The following is a 14,205-nucleotide window of genomic DNA, read 5'->3' as shown; positions in this document are numbered from 1 at the left end:
GTCATTGACTCCCTATTGATTCCATGAACCGACGACCGATGTCTTGTGTCAATGCGCTGCCATCCCATGCTGCATCTATCTTTCGAACTTCGCGAAGTGCATGGTGCAGTGGAATGTCCCATGTGAAACCCATACCACCATGCAATTGGATTGACTTTTCGATGATGAAAGTCGCGTATTTCAAGTTTGTGGACAAGACCGGAAACGGGTCTCTGGTGGCTCCCCATTCATTCTCATTCAGTGCTCGGGCAATTGAAGTGCCGGCAGCCTCGTGGTAGAGCTTCATGCGCGATAACCAATGCCGAATCGCTTGTTTGGAAGACAGAGGCCGCTCAAATTGAACCCGTGTCGAGGTATGTTCCACCGCTGCGTTCAAAGCATATTCTGCTGCCCCATGCACCGTGGCCGCCATCAACAGAGCGCCATCGCGCCATAGGGCTTCTGTGGTGTTTTGATCAAGATACGAAACAACCGGACACTGAGTCACATTCAGCCATACTTGTGGGTTTTCAGGGTCCAGATTGCGGTCTGATTGCCGGGGGGCATCCAATACATCCAGCAAAACCGCCCCGGCCTGGTGGCGGACTAGAAGCCAGCGAGCATCTTGCACCCGGCGGGCGTGACCGATCCAGGTGTCCTCTGTGGAGCCTTGCCAAGCAATGGTGGCCAACTGCAATCCCAGTGCCAGGGACGATGCGATCTCACTGCCCGCAAAACAGCGCGCCAAAAGTATCTGTTCAGCCAAAGCGAAGCGCAGTCTTAGCCGACCGGCCGCCTGTGCAAGGGGAATTGCAAAACGCAGATCAAGCCCCAGTCCATTTGATTTCTCGCTCGTGCAAACCCCCAGCAATCCAGCCTCAGCCAGGGTGCTGCTCACCTGCCCGGCCTCGCCCTTTATCGCGTCTTGAATGGCAGCTTCTGCCGCTTCAGCAAACTCTTCAGGCCGAAGCCCGTCTTCTTGGTGGCTCATGTGCTTATTCCCTGGGCAGTCGCAAAATGCGTTGTGCGATCAAATCAAGCTGGATTTCCGAGGTGCCAGCGTAGATTGTTTCGGCGCGTGAGAAAAGGTAAGCATGGGTGAACTCTTGCTTGGCGCGTTGTGCCAGTTCACTGGAAGTGGGCGTTACTTGGCCGATGATGCTTTGAGCCAGTCCTGCGAAAGCTTGGTGGCACTCTGACCAGTAAAGTTTGGTCAGTGATCCAAGTGCTCCTATTTCGGCGCCTTGTAGCAGCCGTTCCACGGTGCGCTCGACCAGACCCTTAAGTCCATCAATTTCACCCAATACGTCGCCAATTCGCCGTTGGAAATAGCCATCCTCTAGAAGTTTTGACAGCTTGGAGTCTGAACGACAAGCACGCACCAGGAAACGAAGCTCTGATTCAAAACGCCAGGCCCGGTACATCCGATTCGTGGCACGCTCAATCGAAAGCACTCGAACGGCCGCATTCCAGCCTTCATCAGGAGCCCCTAGGCGGGCATAGTCTGGGACCAACACGTCGTCGAAAAATACTTCGGTAAATGACTCTTTACCATCAATTGACCTGATGGGGACAACGCGAATCCCCGGGGTGTTCATGGGCACTGCAAACATGAGCATGCCCCGGTGTTTGTCGGCAATCGTGCCAGTGCGCGTCAACAAAAGGCAGTAGTGGGCCTTGGCTGCACCACTGGTCCAGATCTTTTGACCGTTAATTCGCCAGTGGTCGCCCTCCGGGATGGCCCGGGTTCTGAGTCGTGCCAAGTCCGATCCGGCGTCTGGCTCTGAAAAGCCTTGGCACCAGTAGTTGTCCATATTAAGAATAGCAGGAAGAAAATTCGTTTTTTGTTCTTCGGTCCCTACGGTCATGATGATGGGGCCGGCAAGTTCCTTACCGATGGAGCTCACACTCTCGGGCATGAGCAATGCACCTATTTCTTTGTTCACAGCCAAGTGCTCTTTCAAGCTCAGGCCATGCCCGCCATATTCTTTGGGCCAGGTCATGCCCGCCAAGCCAGCCTTGTACATTTCAGATTCCCACTGACGAGACTCTTCAAGGGTTGGCGATCGATAGTCCAGGGTGTCTGCCCGCATGTGCAACGGTAAATGATCGGCTAACCATTTTTTTGCGTAGCTGCGATAGTTTTCCCGTTCAGCGGTCTGGTTTAAATCAATGATCATAGGAAGTCTCAGAGTCCTTTACGGACTTTTTTCATGCATAGGAATCATCAAGGCATCAAGTACGGCGACCCCTTCACCTCGTGGGCGAACAAGGATCGGATTGAGGTCGATTTCTGCAACCTGATCGCTGTACCGGCAGGCGAATTCTGACAATTTGGCCACCAGGCTCGCCGCTGCTTGCTGGTCCATTGGTGTCTGCCCGCGTACACCGTCAAGTAGGGGAAATAGCCGCAATGAGCGAATCATTTTTAAAGCTTCTTGCTCTGAAACGGGAGCCACCTGCACGCAAACATCGTGCAGTACCTCCGCATAAATACCCCCCATACCGATCATGACTACAGGGCCGAAAACCGGATCGCGTGAGATGCCAGCGATGAGTTCTATTCCACCTTGCAGCATGGGGGCGACCAGGATGCCTTCGACCCTTGCCGTTGGGGCATGCTGACTTACGTTGGACAAAATGCGACCGTAAGCTGCACGCACCGCTTCAGTATGGGACAGATTCAGTGCAACCCCACCTGCTTCGGTTTTGTGAGGAAGGTCTTTGGAAACCACTTTGAGAACCACCGGAAAACCCATAGCCTGTGCGGCTTCCACCGCCTCGTCCAAAGAACTGACTTGTCGCTCAACGGGTATGTCAAAGCCAGCTTCCGCCAATACCTTTTTAGCGCCGTATTCATTTTGAAACGCGATGGGTGGCAATGAATCCTGCTTGACGACCGTTGGACTTTCATAAGGCACAGTCGAGGCCAGTAGCTCTGACAATTTGACAAGACCCGCCATACCTCGCGCTGCAGCATCAATGGTTGAAAAAACAGGGATTCCGAGTTGACGAATCTGCTTCAATGCATCGTCTGGACCTCGACTGATCACAATCAAAACACGCTGCGGATAGCGCAAGCGCAAGGCCGTCATGGCTTCGATATAAATACCCCGTAGCCGGCTGCTGTAGAGAGCCAGAGACTGGAACAAAATGGTGACTCGCGCCCCGGAGTCTTCGTGAAGTGAAGACAGGACTTCAAGCAAGGTTTCGGGTTTGCTTGAAATTTGTGCGGAAGAATCAAGCGGGTTATTGGTGATTGCAGAAGGAAGAACTGCGTGAATTCTGTCCTGTGTGGCTTGGGACAGAGGAGGTAAGTCGATACCCGCCGAGCTCATGGCGTCAGCCATCATGATACAAAACCCGCCTGAGGCGGCAATCAAATTCGCCTCAGCGGTTCGTGGAAGTCGATCAGGAAGAAGTTGTTCTGCTGCAAGACCTATTTCCACCAGATCTTCGTGGGAGCCCACACGAAGCGCACCATGGCGACGAAACACCGCATCTATCACGTCATCCGATCCAGCCAGAGCGCCTGTGTGAGAGGCTGCAGCTGCTTGACCCAGTTCAGTGGCACCAATTTTCAAAACGAAAACCGGTGTTTTGTTTTTGCGCGCTATATCCAGTGCCCGGCGTAACCTGTTGCCATCGCGGCAAGTCTCCATACAGCACAAAATGACGCGCGTATGAGGATCGCAGGCCAATGCTGCAATGCCATCGGCCAAGTCCACATCGGCCTCATTGCCGGTGGTCAGCATTGCGCTGATACCCACACCGCGTTGGACGAGAATCTGCAAGGTATAGCTGCCAATGTTGCCGGATTGGGAAACGATGCCAATGCCTCCCGGCATGGGCATATGGTCTTCAAGTGCTACCGAAAATGAACCAATCACTTTGTTGGCAACACCCAGACTCCCCAGACAGTTCGGACCCAATAACCGCATGCCATGTGAGCGTGCGATGTCCGTCATTTCAGCCTGCCATTGCATGCCGGTTGGCCCCGCCTCAGAAAATCCAGAGGACAGCACCACCACAGCTTTGACGCCGCGTGTGGCGCAGTCACGCAGGGCTTTCACGGCGTGTTGTGCTGGCACAGCGATGACCGCCAGCTCAGGAGCTTCCGGGGTATCGGCAAGGCATGTATAGGCCTTCAGACCTTGAATTTCTCCACCCTTTGGGTTGATGGGGTAAATGCTGCCTGAATAGCCATATTTGCGCAGAAGATGAATTGGTCGTCCGCCGATTTTGGAGATTTCAGAGGAGGCACCGATGACGGCCATGCTGCGTGCATGGAAAAAGACATCCATACCCTCGCCAGGCGCACGATGAATTGGCTCGGACATGGCTCAGCGGCCTTTGAATTGAGGGGCTCTTTTTTCGATAAAGGCCAAACGTGCCTCACGGGCATCTTCTGTCTTGGACAGCGCCATGGTGAATTCCTGCTCGAAACGGTAGGCATCACGTTGCGGCATGACATCAACCATATTGGCCGCGCGCTTAGCGTAAATCAGTGCCAATGGAGCTTTTGAGGCGATTTCATAGGCCAACTCCATGGTCACCGGCAACAGTTGTTCGATGGGAAGTACATCCTCAATGACGTTGCGGCGTAGCAAATCTGCTGCTGTGAGCCTTTGCCCGGTGAAGAACATGCGTCGGGCAGTCGATCGCCCAAACAAGGTGCGCAGCATGGATGCGCCCCCGGCCAGGCCGACATTGATTTCGGGCATCCCGAAAGTGGCATTTTCCGAGGCGTAAAGAATGTCACAAGAGGCCGCCAAACCCAAACCAGCGCCAAGTGCTGCGCCATTGACTGCGGCAATCACTGGCTTGGCGCATTCCCGGATGGCATTCCCCGTTTCACGGGTGATGCGGTTGTGTTCCAGGAAATCGCCTGGAATATCGTTGTTCGGTCTGTCCTTCAGGTCGGCCCCTGCACAAAAAACACTGCCGTTGCCTGTGAGTACGGCGCACATAATGTCCTCACGGGCAGATATTTCATCAAATACAGCGACGAGTTGATATCGCATTTCCCTATTAAGGGCGTTCACGGGAGGCCGATCCAGCGTGACCAATGCGACTTTGTTATTGACGTCCATCCGTACGCATTTTTCGCTCATGCGACACCTCCGTTTGTGTTGGAAATTGGAAGATCGAAATCCTGGAGGATGTCCAGGCTGAGTGCGGCGGTTTTCACCATGGGATTAATTGTCAAAATATGTCTCCTGTTGCCAGATTTTCGGGCTGCTGTGTTGAGTAGTTTGGATGAATTTTAGGGAGGATGCTGCTCACAATTCCAGCTGAATACTTGAGACTGTTCTGCATAAAAATATGCAGTCCAGTGGGTCGAGGCCACTAAGATTAAATGCATGATCCAAGAGCATATTTTTTAAAACCATGACACGCCCTGACCACCAGGAAAACGCGCAATTTCTGATCCCCGATGAAATTCACTGCTTCAGTCATGAGAAATCTGCGTTGGGTGAGTGCCCACTTTGGGATGTGCGAACCGAGTCGGTTTGGTGGCTAGATTGCCGACGAGGTGTGATCCATAAAAAGCATACGCGCACGGGATCGCATGTTCAGTTGGAATTGCCTGCACCCCTCGGCAGTGTGGCCTTCAACATGGATGGGCGACTGGTTGTTGCGCTCAAAGAGGAGATTGCTCTGCTTGACCCTGAAACCGGCCAGATTCAGCGTCTTGGGCGTCTTGATGAGCAGCACCCCAACTTAAGGTTTAACGATGGTGCAGCGCTTCCGGATGGCCGATTTTTGGTCGGCACAATGCACACCTTCCGTCTACCTGGGGAGAAGGCGTTGGGTGGCTTGTACATGGTGGAGACCGATGGGCATATGAGCTGTATTGACCGAGGTCTTGGGGTCGTAAATGGTCCGGTTGCGCACCCATTTACAGGAGTGATCCATGTCGCAGACAGTGAAGCCCGTCAAATTTATAGGTACACCCATACTGATGAGGAGCACTGGGGACGACAAATATTTGTGGATACGCAAGCACTTGAGTCTTCACCAGATGGTTGTTGTTTCGATGCCAAGGGAGGACTCTGGACTGCCCTGGTTCGCAAGGGACAATTGGCGCGTTTTGATGACCATGGGCAACTAACCCATTTAGTGCGCGTACCGCTGACCCATCCTACTGCGCTCTGCTTTGGCGGCGATGAGATGACAGACCTCTTCGTTACATCGATCAGTGACAGTGGTCGTTTGCGAGCAGATGGTCCATGGGATGGTCATGTGCTGCGCTTGCGCGGATTGGGATTTCAGGGTGTCGAACGTCCTATTTGCCGAATTCAGCCTTCATTGGGTTGACGCACCAGACGGGAGAGGTCGTTTTCCAGGATATCAAAGCGGTTTCCCTCCCCGGACAATTGGGCCGCGACGAAATCCATAAATAGTTGAATCTTGGCTGGAATCAGGGAAGTGTCGGAAATCGTGGCGTACATCCCGGCTTCCATGCTGGTGTTGTTTGCTTGATACTCAGGCAGCACATGAACCAAGGTTCCGCGCGCCAGATCGCGATGAACAATGTAGTCATCCAGTAGGGCGATGCCTTCTCCAAGTCGGGCCAATTCCAGTAATGCGAGCCCATTGTTGGTGAGTTGATGGGGCGTGAAAGTTTGTTCCTCAAAATGGTCTGCCTTTCGGAAATTCCAGGTGTATGAAACGCCGGGAAGCATATAGGCCAGACAGTTGTGTTTAAGGAGGTCCAAGGGCACTTCAGGGGCTGGATGCGATAACAAATATTCTGGCGAAGCCACCAGATACCGCTCAATTTTGAACAAGATGCGTCTTTTGACGCCGGCTTCCACTGGGGGGGTAATCCGGAAATCCATGTCAATGAGCCCTTGCCGAAGGTCGGCGGGGGTCTCGGACAGTGTCAGCTCGATCTTGATGTCCGGGTATTGACTTCTAAATCGGGAAATCAACAAGGGCAGCACCCGAACCCCGAACATCGTGCGGGAATGCACGCGCAGGGTTCCTTTAGGCGCTTGTCTTATGGCCGTTATGTTCGTGTGTGCCTCGTGGATGCTGCTCAGGATGCTTTCCAGGTGCCGAGCGTATTCCATACCGGATTCCGTGAGCATGATTTGGCGGGTGGAGCGCAGCAGAAGTTTGACTTTCAGTGTCTCTTCTATATCTGCAATCATGCGTGAAACAGCAGTTGCTGAAATTCCGAAATGACGAGCGGTTTCAGAAAAACTTTTGGTGTGGGATACAGAAAGAAATAACTCCATAGCACGCAGGCGATCCATAAATCCTCACTTTTTTGCAGAACAGTTTGTCGATTTCTGTGCATTCTCAAGCAGGCATTGCACTTCTAAAATTTGCAACATTGAGAAGATTCATTTTAAAGGAGACAGTCATGGAATTTGGTGTTTTTCTTCTGGCTCAGCAACGTGGTTATCACCAGACTTCACAGCAGGTGATTCATAACTCCATCGAACAGACAGTGATGGCTGAGCAGGCCGGGTTCGGTTCAGCTTGGTATGCCGAGCACCATTTCAACAATTACTCCCTGTCCCCCTCTCCGCTCATGACCATTGCGCATGTGGCGGCAAAAACCAAGAAAATTCGGCTTGGGACTGCGGTGTGCATTTTGCCGCTGTACCATCCGGCACGTCTGCTGGCTGAAATTGGTTTCGTCGACACTGTCTCTAATGGGCGGCTCGATTTGGGCGTGGGCTCAGGCTATCAAGAATTTGAGTTCGAGCGGTTTGGCGTCAACATTGCCGATTCTGGGGCCATATTCAATGAATTCTTGGACGTTCTGCCTATGGGGTTGTCCCAGAAGACATTCGAGTACCACGGTAAATATCTTGATATTCCGCCAAGTTCCATCGCAGTACGCTGCATTCAGCAGCCAGCACCACCTATTTGGATCACTTCGGGCAACCCCGTGACCTTGGGACGGGGCGTCCGCGAGAACCACAATTTGTTTGTAACGGCCTTGCTGGGGGGCAATGAGGCCATGACGAGTCTTCGCGCGCGATTGGACAAAGTGGCTGAGGACAATGGCAAAAATCTCGATAACGATGTGAATTTTGGCTTGTTGCGTTGCGCTTATGCCTCCGATAAAAAAGCCGAAGTTGATTCATATTTGGATAATGCGCGCTTCCAACGACGCATATCCGAGAGCCTGAAGTTCCGCCGTGCGCAGACCGAAGATGGCTATATGGTGCAAGAGGTTCCTTCTTCGACAGAGTTGAGTTTTGACGAAATGCGACATAACTTGCCCGTGGGATCCGTCAACCAGGTCATCGACAAAATGCTGCAGGAAATCAGTATTCTCAAGCCCAAGACCATTGCGATTCAGACACAGCTTGGGGATTTTGATCAAAAGACCATGCTCAAGCAAATCGAGCTCTGGGGAGCAAAGATCATTCCTGCTATCCGTAAGGAATTGGCTGAGCTGACGGTGGCCGCTTGAGGCAGCCAGGATGAGAATTCATCTTTCCAATGCGGGTTACGTTCGGCTCAACGAATCATCTGACTTTCGGCGTCTGGATGTTTTGGTAGACCCGCAATCCACTGAAATGCTGGAAAAGTCCATATGCAGCCTCGGTTATCGTGAAGATGAGCAACACATACGCGTAGCGCCATCTGTGCTGCGTTTCATGTCGGGAATGGGCGGGCACGCCGATTGGGAAGAGGGCTTTGCTCGCATGATGGCTCATGCAGTTCACCATGGTTGGGTGAATGAACAGGGCGATATTCGGGTTCATTTGGTGAAAGAATCAATCGATACATTGGTCTCTGTTGCCGATTTCAAGGAAGCCATGCGGGCGTTGCCCTCAGGCATCTGTGCCGTCACAACCGGCCAAGGTCACGATATTGCTGGCATGATTGTTTCTAGTCTGACCTCGGTTTCTGCCGAGCCGCCCATGATTTGTTTTTTTGCACATCAAACCTCTTCGTTCATTGATCCTTTGCTACAAAGCGGTGGTTTTGTAGCCAATGTTCTTGGGGAAGAGCATCACGACGTGATGTCAAATTTCTTGCGATCACCCCAAGGGCCAACTCGATTTTCAATAGGGAGTTGGACACAGGGAGCGTATCAGCGGCCAGTCTTGTCGGATGCGATGGCCAGTCTGGAGTGCGATATTGTTTGGACTCAAGCACTGGGGACACATCACCTGATCGTTGGCAAGGTGCGCAAAACAGCCTGCTCTAAAGCAACACCCGTTGTTCATTTCAATGCAGCAACACACCGCATTGCTGCTGTGGTTTGAAAAAGTCAGAAGATACTTCTCGTGCAGGCGCCTTTTTTATGGAAAAAATCATGCTTGAAACGATACTTTGAGGTTTCGTCATGAGTACAAAAAAGACATTCGATGGTGGTGCACTAAAAGGCTGTGTGGCGGTCGTGACAGGTGCATCAGGCGGTATTGGCAATGCCATCGTCAATCGTCTTTATGCGATGGGTGCAGTTGTGGTGGAGGCCGATATCGCTTTTACGGATGAAACACTGCAACCTGAGCGACGCTTGAAAATTGAATGTGATATTGCCAAACCAGAATCCGTGCAAGCCATGGCGGATTTTGTCCGTGGACATTTTGGCAGGTGCGACGTTCTGGTCAATAACGCTGCTATCAGCGCGGCTCCCGTTGCATTAGAAAATTTTCCTATAGAACTTTGGGATCAGATGTTGACCATCAACCTTCGCGGCGCATTGCTGTGTGCTCAGGCCATGGTCCCTATGATGTTCCAACGGGGCAACGGAAGCATCATCAACATCGCTTCAATTGCTGCGCAGGTAGCTACCCGAGTAGGTGCCTACGGCACTGCAAAAGCAGGCGTAATAGGACTCACGCATCAAATGGCCGTTGAGTGGGGCCCACGTGGCATTCGCACAAATTCAGTCAGTCCCGGAATGATACGAACGCCCTTGTCCGAAGCGCATTACCGGGATGAAAACGTGCATAACCAGCGAGTGGCAAAAATCCCCTTGCGCAAGATTGGGCAGCCTGATGACGTTGCAGGCGCTGTCGCTTTTTTTGCCAGTGATGCTTCGAGTTATATCAATGGTCAGGATCTGGTGGTTGATGGTGGTTTTCTCAAGGCCACTCTTGCCAACACTTACTGATTCGTGTGCTCAGGCCATGTCCAGTCTGGATGCATTGTCTGCACTCAACTATTTGAGTTAACTGAATCTCTTGCTCAAGAATCAACCTAGATGATCCGAAACCCTGAAAATTTTCAACAATTCCTGGCTTCGATCAGGAATTTTGTCCGTGCCGAGTGCCTTCCCCTAGAAGAGATGGTGGATCGAAACGACGAGATTCCCGAAGAACTCGTTGACCGGATGCGCGTTATGGGATTGTTTGGGCACAGCATCCCTGAAATTTATGGTGGTGCGGGCCTGACAACAGAGGAGTTGGCCATGGTGAACATAGAGGTTTCACAGGTGGCTACTGCATTTCGTGCACGTTTTGGGGGAAACACAGGCATCGCATCAGAGTCGCTGATCGTGGATGGTACGCCCGAGCAAAAAGAACGATGGCTTCCGCTGCTTGCCAGCGGGCGAGTGACGGGTTGTTTTGCACTGACAGAACATGAAGCTGGGTCGGATGCGACAGCGTTAAAAACCATGGCGCTCAGAACGGGTGATGACTTCATCATCACAGGGAAAAAATGCTACATCACCAATGCCCCGATTGCCGATCTTGTTACCGTCTTTGCGCGCACAGATCCTTACAGCACGGGTGCAAATGGCATTTCCGCTTTCTTGATTGAACGAGGGACAGCAGGTTTAAGCACGCCTCCTGCTTACCGCAAACTAGGTCAACATGGCTCCCCGGTTGGCGAGGTGCTACTAGAGCAAGTGCGTGTACCCGCCAGCGCGATCATCGGTGGTGTTGAAGGGCAGGGTTTCCGAACGGCAATGAAGACACTTAACAAGCAGCGGATCAATCTGGCGGGCTTATGTGTCGGACCGGCCCTCCGTTTGGTGTCAGAAATGGTCAACCGTGCCCGGACCCGGGAACAGTTTGGGAAGTCGATTGGAGAGTTCCAACTTGTTCAACAAATGATTGCCGAAAGCAATACCGAGGTTCATGCTGCCCGCGCCCTCGTTCTGGAAACTGCCAGAAAGCGGGATGCAGGGGGCGATGTCACGATGGAAGCCTCAATGTGCAAACTGTTTGCGTCGGAGGTTTGCGGCAAAGTGGCTGACCGGGCTCTTCAGGTGTTTGGAGGTGGCGGTTACATTGCAGACAACGTGGCGGAACGCTTTTATCGGGACGTCAGACTCTTTAGACTTTACGAAGGAACGTCCCAGATTCATCTGATCAACATTGCCAAGCGCACCTTGGCTGCTGCTGATGCTGGTAGGGCTTTATGAGCTATTCAACCGTCAATTCATGTAGCCATTGGAGCGGTGATGTCCATATCCAATAACGAAAATTCACCTTTGCCATTAAGTGGATTGAGGGTCATCGAGTTTGGACAATTTATTGCGGTACCCGCTGCGGCACAGGTGCTTGCTGATCTGGGGGCGGATGTCATCAAGATCGAGGCGCCGTCCGGTGATCCTGCTCGCCATTCGGGTTGGACCAGTGATTTGGCCGGCCCCATGTTCACCGCCTACAACCGGGGGAAGCGTTCGGTTGTTCTGGATCTTCGTTCAGAGCTTGGGCGTGACAATGCGCTAAAACTTGCTCTCAGCGCGGATGTTGTTTTGCAAAATGCACGGCCTGCCTCTATGGAAAAACAAGGACTGGGTTCAGCCCGACTGCTGGCGCTTGCCCCTCGGCTTGTGTATGGACAGGTGAGTGGGTTTGGGCGAAGTGGTCTGGCGAGTACTCGCCCGGGGCTGGACATTGCTGCACAAGCTGAAAGCGGGATGATGAGCCTTAACGGAGAGTCGGGTCGCGATCCGCTTCGGGTTGGGTTTACGGTGGTAGATACTCTTGCGAGCCAAACACTCACAAATGGGGTATTGGCCGCGCTTCTCCGCAGGGTGCGCACGGGCAAGGGCGGTTTAGTTGATGTATCGCTCATTGATGTGGCCGTTGCATCCATTTCCAATGCCTGGGCAGAATACCGTTTAAGCGATGTGATGCCGTTACGCAAGGGCAATGGGCAACCCAGTATGGCTCCTGCGGCTGATGTTTTAAACACACAAGATGGTCAGGTGGTTCTTTCGGCCTATACACAAGACCACTTTTCCAAATTGTGCCAAGTGATCGGGAAGCCCGAGTTGATCATGGACCCCAGATTTTCTAACAACCAGGCACGCGTGAAGCACCGTGTTGAACTGTTGCAGATATTGGGAGACTTGTTGAAAAAGATGCCCTCAGAGACATTTTGCGAATTACTTAACCAGGGCGGTGTCGTAGCTGGCGTTGTTCGAAACATGGCCCAAGTCAAACCTGGTCAAGCGGGCGTGTCAGACGATCTTTTTGTCGAAGTCGTCTCCGGTCAACGGAAGGCCGTATTCATTCCCGGTCTGCCCATGAACCTCGATGGATTTTGCCGAGTTCCAGGCCGCCTACCTGATTTGGGTGAACACACGGATGAAGTTCTTTCTGAGTTGCAGTCATAGCCTGCTGACGGCATCTTGAGTTCAACCGGTCGACGCAACACCAATCTGATTGAATGTTGGTTTCGAAGGAGCTCAATATGGCGCAAATGGGTAGGCCGGGACTTTCTGCAAAGCAGAATAAAGATCTGTAGTCGAGATGGAAAGATGGCCAATCTTTAACGGAGATCGGCCGAGCCCTTGGAAAGCACCCCGAATCAATTCATGGCGTGCTGTCGACAAACGGTGGAATCGTGCCCCGCACTAGGACCAGATGCGCGCATAGCTTGACACTTGAGCAACGAGAAGAGATCTCAAGAGGCTTGATGGCTGGAGACTCTATGCGCCAATTGGCTAAGCAACTCGGTCTCTCTCCTTCTACTGTCAGCCGTGAGATCGCCCGCAATGGCGGCAGGTGCGCCTATCGCGCAGCCATCTCAGATGCGCGCGCATGGGAGCGAACCCTGCGCCCAAAGCAATGTGTTCTGGCTGGAAATAGCAGTCTGCGGGAGATCGTTGCACAAAAGCTGCAAGAAGATTGGTCGCCGCAGCAAATCGCAGGATGGTTGAAGCGCACGTATCAAAATGACAGTGCTATGCAGTTATCCCATGAAACGATCTACCGAAGCCTATTCATTCAGGCTCGAGGGATTCTGAATAAAGCGTTGATCTCTCACCTACGAAGCCGGTGCATGATGCGACGCGGAAAGCACTCAACAACTGCAGGGCAACCACGTGGGCAGATCGTTGATGCGGTCTCAATTAGCGAGCGTCCTGCTGAGGTCGAGGACCGAGCAATTCCCGGACACTGGGAAGGTGACTTGACCACTGGCTCAAAAAATAGTCATATTGCAACGCTAGTCGAAAGGCATTCCCGATATGTCATGTTGGTGCATGTCGCCGGGAAAGACACGAGTAGTGTGGTGAGCGCTTTAGTCCGGCAGGTCAAGACATTGCCCGAGGGCTTAATGTCGACCTTAACTTGGGATTGCGGCACTGAACTAGCACAACACAAGCGATTTAGCGTAGCCACAGACGTTAGCGTCTACTTCTGTGATCCTCGCAGCCCATGGCAGCGCGGTACGAACGAAAACACGAATGGATTGCTGCGCCAATACTTTCCAAAAGGAACCGATCTCTCGCAATTCAATCAGCTCCAACTTGATGAAATTGCTTTGAAATTAAATACTCGACCGCGTAAGACATTGAACTTTGAAACGCCGAGAGCTAGACTTGCAGCAAGTGTTGCGTCGACCGGTTGAACTCAAGGTCAAGGTAATCGGCCTATGACTGCATCTTTTGACCCGTGCCTCCCAAAATGACGTGCGGTTGTATGCGTTACCGTTGGCGTCTTGGACTTTGTGATCAAGTTGCATCTGGCTATGTTCAACCCGCAAAATTTCCAAATGTTTGTTGGGGGCAAAAGCCCCAAATTTTGAAGATCTTAAAACCGCCAGCTGTTCCACGCGGCGATTTTTTTAGCCCATCCAAAAGGTGGACTAAAAGGTGGACTGAGTGAGGCTAAAAAAGAAAACCCTAAGTAAATCAATCACTTAGGGTTCTTAACTGGCGGAAGCGGTGAGATTCGAACTCACGGACCCTTACGAGTCGCCGGTTTTCAAGACCGGTGCAATCGACCACTCTGCCACGCTTCCTTGCGGCCAGATTGTAACGATTTAAAGCCGCGCTTTACC

Annotated in this window: 11 protein-coding genes, 1 tRNA gene and 1 pseudogene; 7 read left to right on the top strand and 6 right to left on the bottom strand. The window is 52.3% G+C overall.

The genetic code is table 11. The annotated features are described in order from the left end of the window. Position 1: 1 nt before the first annotated feature. Genes ACIQ3A_RS02950 through ACIQ3A_RS02935 form a run of 4 tightly spaced genes read right to left on the bottom strand, consistent with a single transcriptional unit; the run spans position 2 to position 5,093 of the window. Positions 2–970: an acyl-CoA dehydrogenase family protein gene (locus ACIQ3A_RS02950; protein ID WP_396430269.1), complete on the bottom strand. Its 969-nt coding sequence runs from the start codon at positions 968–970 to the stop codon at positions 2–4. A gap of 4 nt (positions 971–974) precedes the next feature. Next, the gene (locus ACIQ3A_RS02945) at positions 975–2,159 is read right to left on the bottom strand and encodes an acyl-CoA dehydrogenase family protein (RefSeq protein WP_396430268.1); all 1,185 of its coding nucleotides are present in this window, start codon (positions 2,157–2,159) and stop codon (positions 975–977) included. A gap of 18 nt (positions 2,160–2,177) precedes the next feature. Continuing rightward, the gene (locus ACIQ3A_RS02940; protein ID WP_396430267.1) at positions 2,178–4,319 is read right to left on the bottom strand and encodes an acetate--CoA ligase family protein; all 2,142 of its coding nucleotides are present in this window, start codon (positions 4,317–4,319) and stop codon (positions 2,178–2,180) included. 3 nt (positions 4,320–4,322) lie between these two features. After that, positions 4,323–5,093 (bottom strand): enoyl-CoA hydratase/isomerase family protein, encoded by a 771-nt coding sequence (locus tag ACIQ3A_RS02935; RefSeq protein ID WP_396430266.1) that lies wholly within the window; start codon positions 5,091–5,093, stop codon positions 4,323–4,325. Positions 5,094–5,370: 277 nt separating this feature from the next. Between ACIQ3A_RS02935 and ACIQ3A_RS02930 the strand changes: the two genes are divergently transcribed. Then, positions 5,371–6,300: an SMP-30/gluconolactonase/LRE family protein gene (locus ACIQ3A_RS02930; protein ID WP_396430265.1), complete on the top strand. Its 930-nt coding sequence runs from the start codon at positions 5,371–5,373 to the stop codon at positions 6,298–6,300. Here the strand turns inward: ACIQ3A_RS02930 and ACIQ3A_RS02925 are convergent. Further along, complete coding sequence (locus ACIQ3A_RS02925; RefSeq protein ID WP_396430264.1) at positions 6,282–7,244, bottom strand: LysR substrate-binding domain-containing protein; 963 nt, start codon at positions 7,242–7,244, stop codon at positions 6,282–6,284. The genes ACIQ3A_RS02930 and ACIQ3A_RS02925 overlap by 19 nt on opposite strands. A 110-nt stretch (positions 7,245–7,354) precedes the next feature. Here ACIQ3A_RS02925 and ACIQ3A_RS02920 point away from each other — a divergent pair, with 110 nt between their 5' ends. The 6 genes and pseudogenes from ACIQ3A_RS02920 to ACIQ3A_RS02895 all read left to right on the top strand — a co-directional run. Further along, on the top strand, positions 7,355–8,419 hold the full coding sequence (locus tag ACIQ3A_RS02920) for an LLM class flavin-dependent oxidoreductase (RefSeq protein ID WP_396430263.1): 1,065 nt from the start codon (positions 7,355–7,357) through the stop codon (positions 8,417–8,419). A gap of 10 nt (positions 8,420–8,429) precedes the next feature. Further along, on the top strand, positions 8,430–9,221 hold the full coding sequence (locus tag ACIQ3A_RS02915; protein ID WP_396430262.1) for a flavin reductase family protein: 792 nt from the start codon (positions 8,430–8,432) through the stop codon (positions 9,219–9,221). 80 nt (positions 9,222–9,301) lie between these two features. Next, positions 9,302–10,075 carry an SDR family NAD(P)-dependent oxidoreductase gene (locus tag ACIQ3A_RS02910; RefSeq protein ID WP_396430261.1) on the top strand — a complete coding sequence of 258 codons (774 nt, stop codon included), beginning with the start codon at positions 9,302–9,304 and terminating at the stop codon, positions 10,073–10,075. Positions 10,076–10,165: 90 nt separating this feature from the next. Then, complete coding sequence (locus ACIQ3A_RS02905; RefSeq protein ID WP_396430260.1) at positions 10,166–11,332, top strand: acyl-CoA dehydrogenase family protein; 1,167 nt, start codon at positions 10,166–10,168, stop codon at positions 11,330–11,332. 39 nt (positions 11,333–11,371) lie between these two features. Next, positions 11,372–12,535, top strand: coding sequence for a CaiB/BaiF CoA transferase family protein (locus tag ACIQ3A_RS02900; RefSeq protein WP_396430259.1), 1,164 nt, complete (start codon positions 11,372–11,374; stop codon positions 12,533–12,535). A gap of 134 nt (positions 12,536–12,669) precedes the next feature. Beyond that, positions 12,670–13,773: pseudogene (locus ACIQ3A_RS02895) on the top strand (IS30 family transposase); the annotation flags it as partial. A 305-nt stretch (positions 13,774–14,078) separates the two neighbouring features. On the opposite strand, the gene ACIQ3A_RS02890 reads toward ACIQ3A_RS02895, so the two are convergent. Continuing rightward, positions 14,079–14,166, bottom strand: a tRNA-Ser gene (locus tag ACIQ3A_RS02890). Between the last annotated feature and the right edge of the window lie 39 nt (positions 14,167–14,205).

The sequence above is a fragment of the Limnohabitans sp. genome (assembly GCF_044361985.1).
Lineage (GTDB): Bacteria > Pseudomonadota > Gammaproteobacteria > Burkholderiales > Burkholderiaceae_C > Limnohabitans_A.
The sequence above is the reverse complement of the archived record's forward strand: the minus strand, read 5'-3'. Positions and strand labels throughout refer to the sequence as shown.

What these genes read in the sequence shown, in the direction of transcription:
- ACIQ3A_RS02950 (WP_396430269.1), bottom strand. Translation starts at nt 970, where the DNA reads ATGAGCCACCAAGAAGACGGGCTTCGGCCTGAAGAGTTTGCTGAAGCG.
- ACIQ3A_RS02945 (WP_396430268.1), bottom strand. Translation starts at nt 2,159, where the DNA reads ATGATCATTGATTTAAACCAGACCGCTGAACGGGAAAACTATCGCAGC.
- ACIQ3A_RS02940 (WP_396430267.1), bottom strand. Translation starts at nt 4,319, where the DNA reads ATGTCCGAGCCAATTCATCGTGCGCCTGGCGAGGGTATGGATGTCTTT.
- ACIQ3A_RS02935 (WP_396430266.1), bottom strand. Translation starts at nt 5,093, where the DNA reads ATGAGCGAAAAATGCGTACGGATGGACGTCAATAACAAAGTCGCATTG.
- ACIQ3A_RS02930 (WP_396430265.1), top strand. Translation starts at nt 5,371, where the DNA reads ATGACACGCCCTGACCACCAGGAAAACGCGCAATTTCTGATCCCCGAT.
- ACIQ3A_RS02925 (WP_396430264.1), bottom strand. Translation starts at nt 7,244, where the DNA reads ATGGATCGCCTGCGTGCTATGGAGTTATTTCTTTCTGTATCCCACACC.
- ACIQ3A_RS02920 (WP_396430263.1), top strand. Translation starts at nt 7,355, where the DNA reads ATGGAATTTGGTGTTTTTCTTCTGGCTCAGCAACGTGGTTATCACCAG.
- ACIQ3A_RS02915 (WP_396430262.1), top strand. Translation starts at nt 8,430, where the DNA reads ATGAGAATTCATCTTTCCAATGCGGGTTACGTTCGGCTCAACGAATCA.
- ACIQ3A_RS02910 (WP_396430261.1), top strand. Translation starts at nt 9,302, where the DNA reads ATGAGTACAAAAAAGACATTCGATGGTGGTGCACTAAAAGGCTGTGTG.
- ACIQ3A_RS02905 (WP_396430260.1), top strand. Translation starts at nt 10,166, where the DNA reads ATGATCCGAAACCCTGAAAATTTTCAACAATTCCTGGCTTCGATCAGG.
- ACIQ3A_RS02900 (WP_396430259.1), top strand. Translation starts at nt 11,372, where the DNA reads ATGTCCATATCCAATAACGAAAATTCACCTTTGCCATTAAGTGGATTG.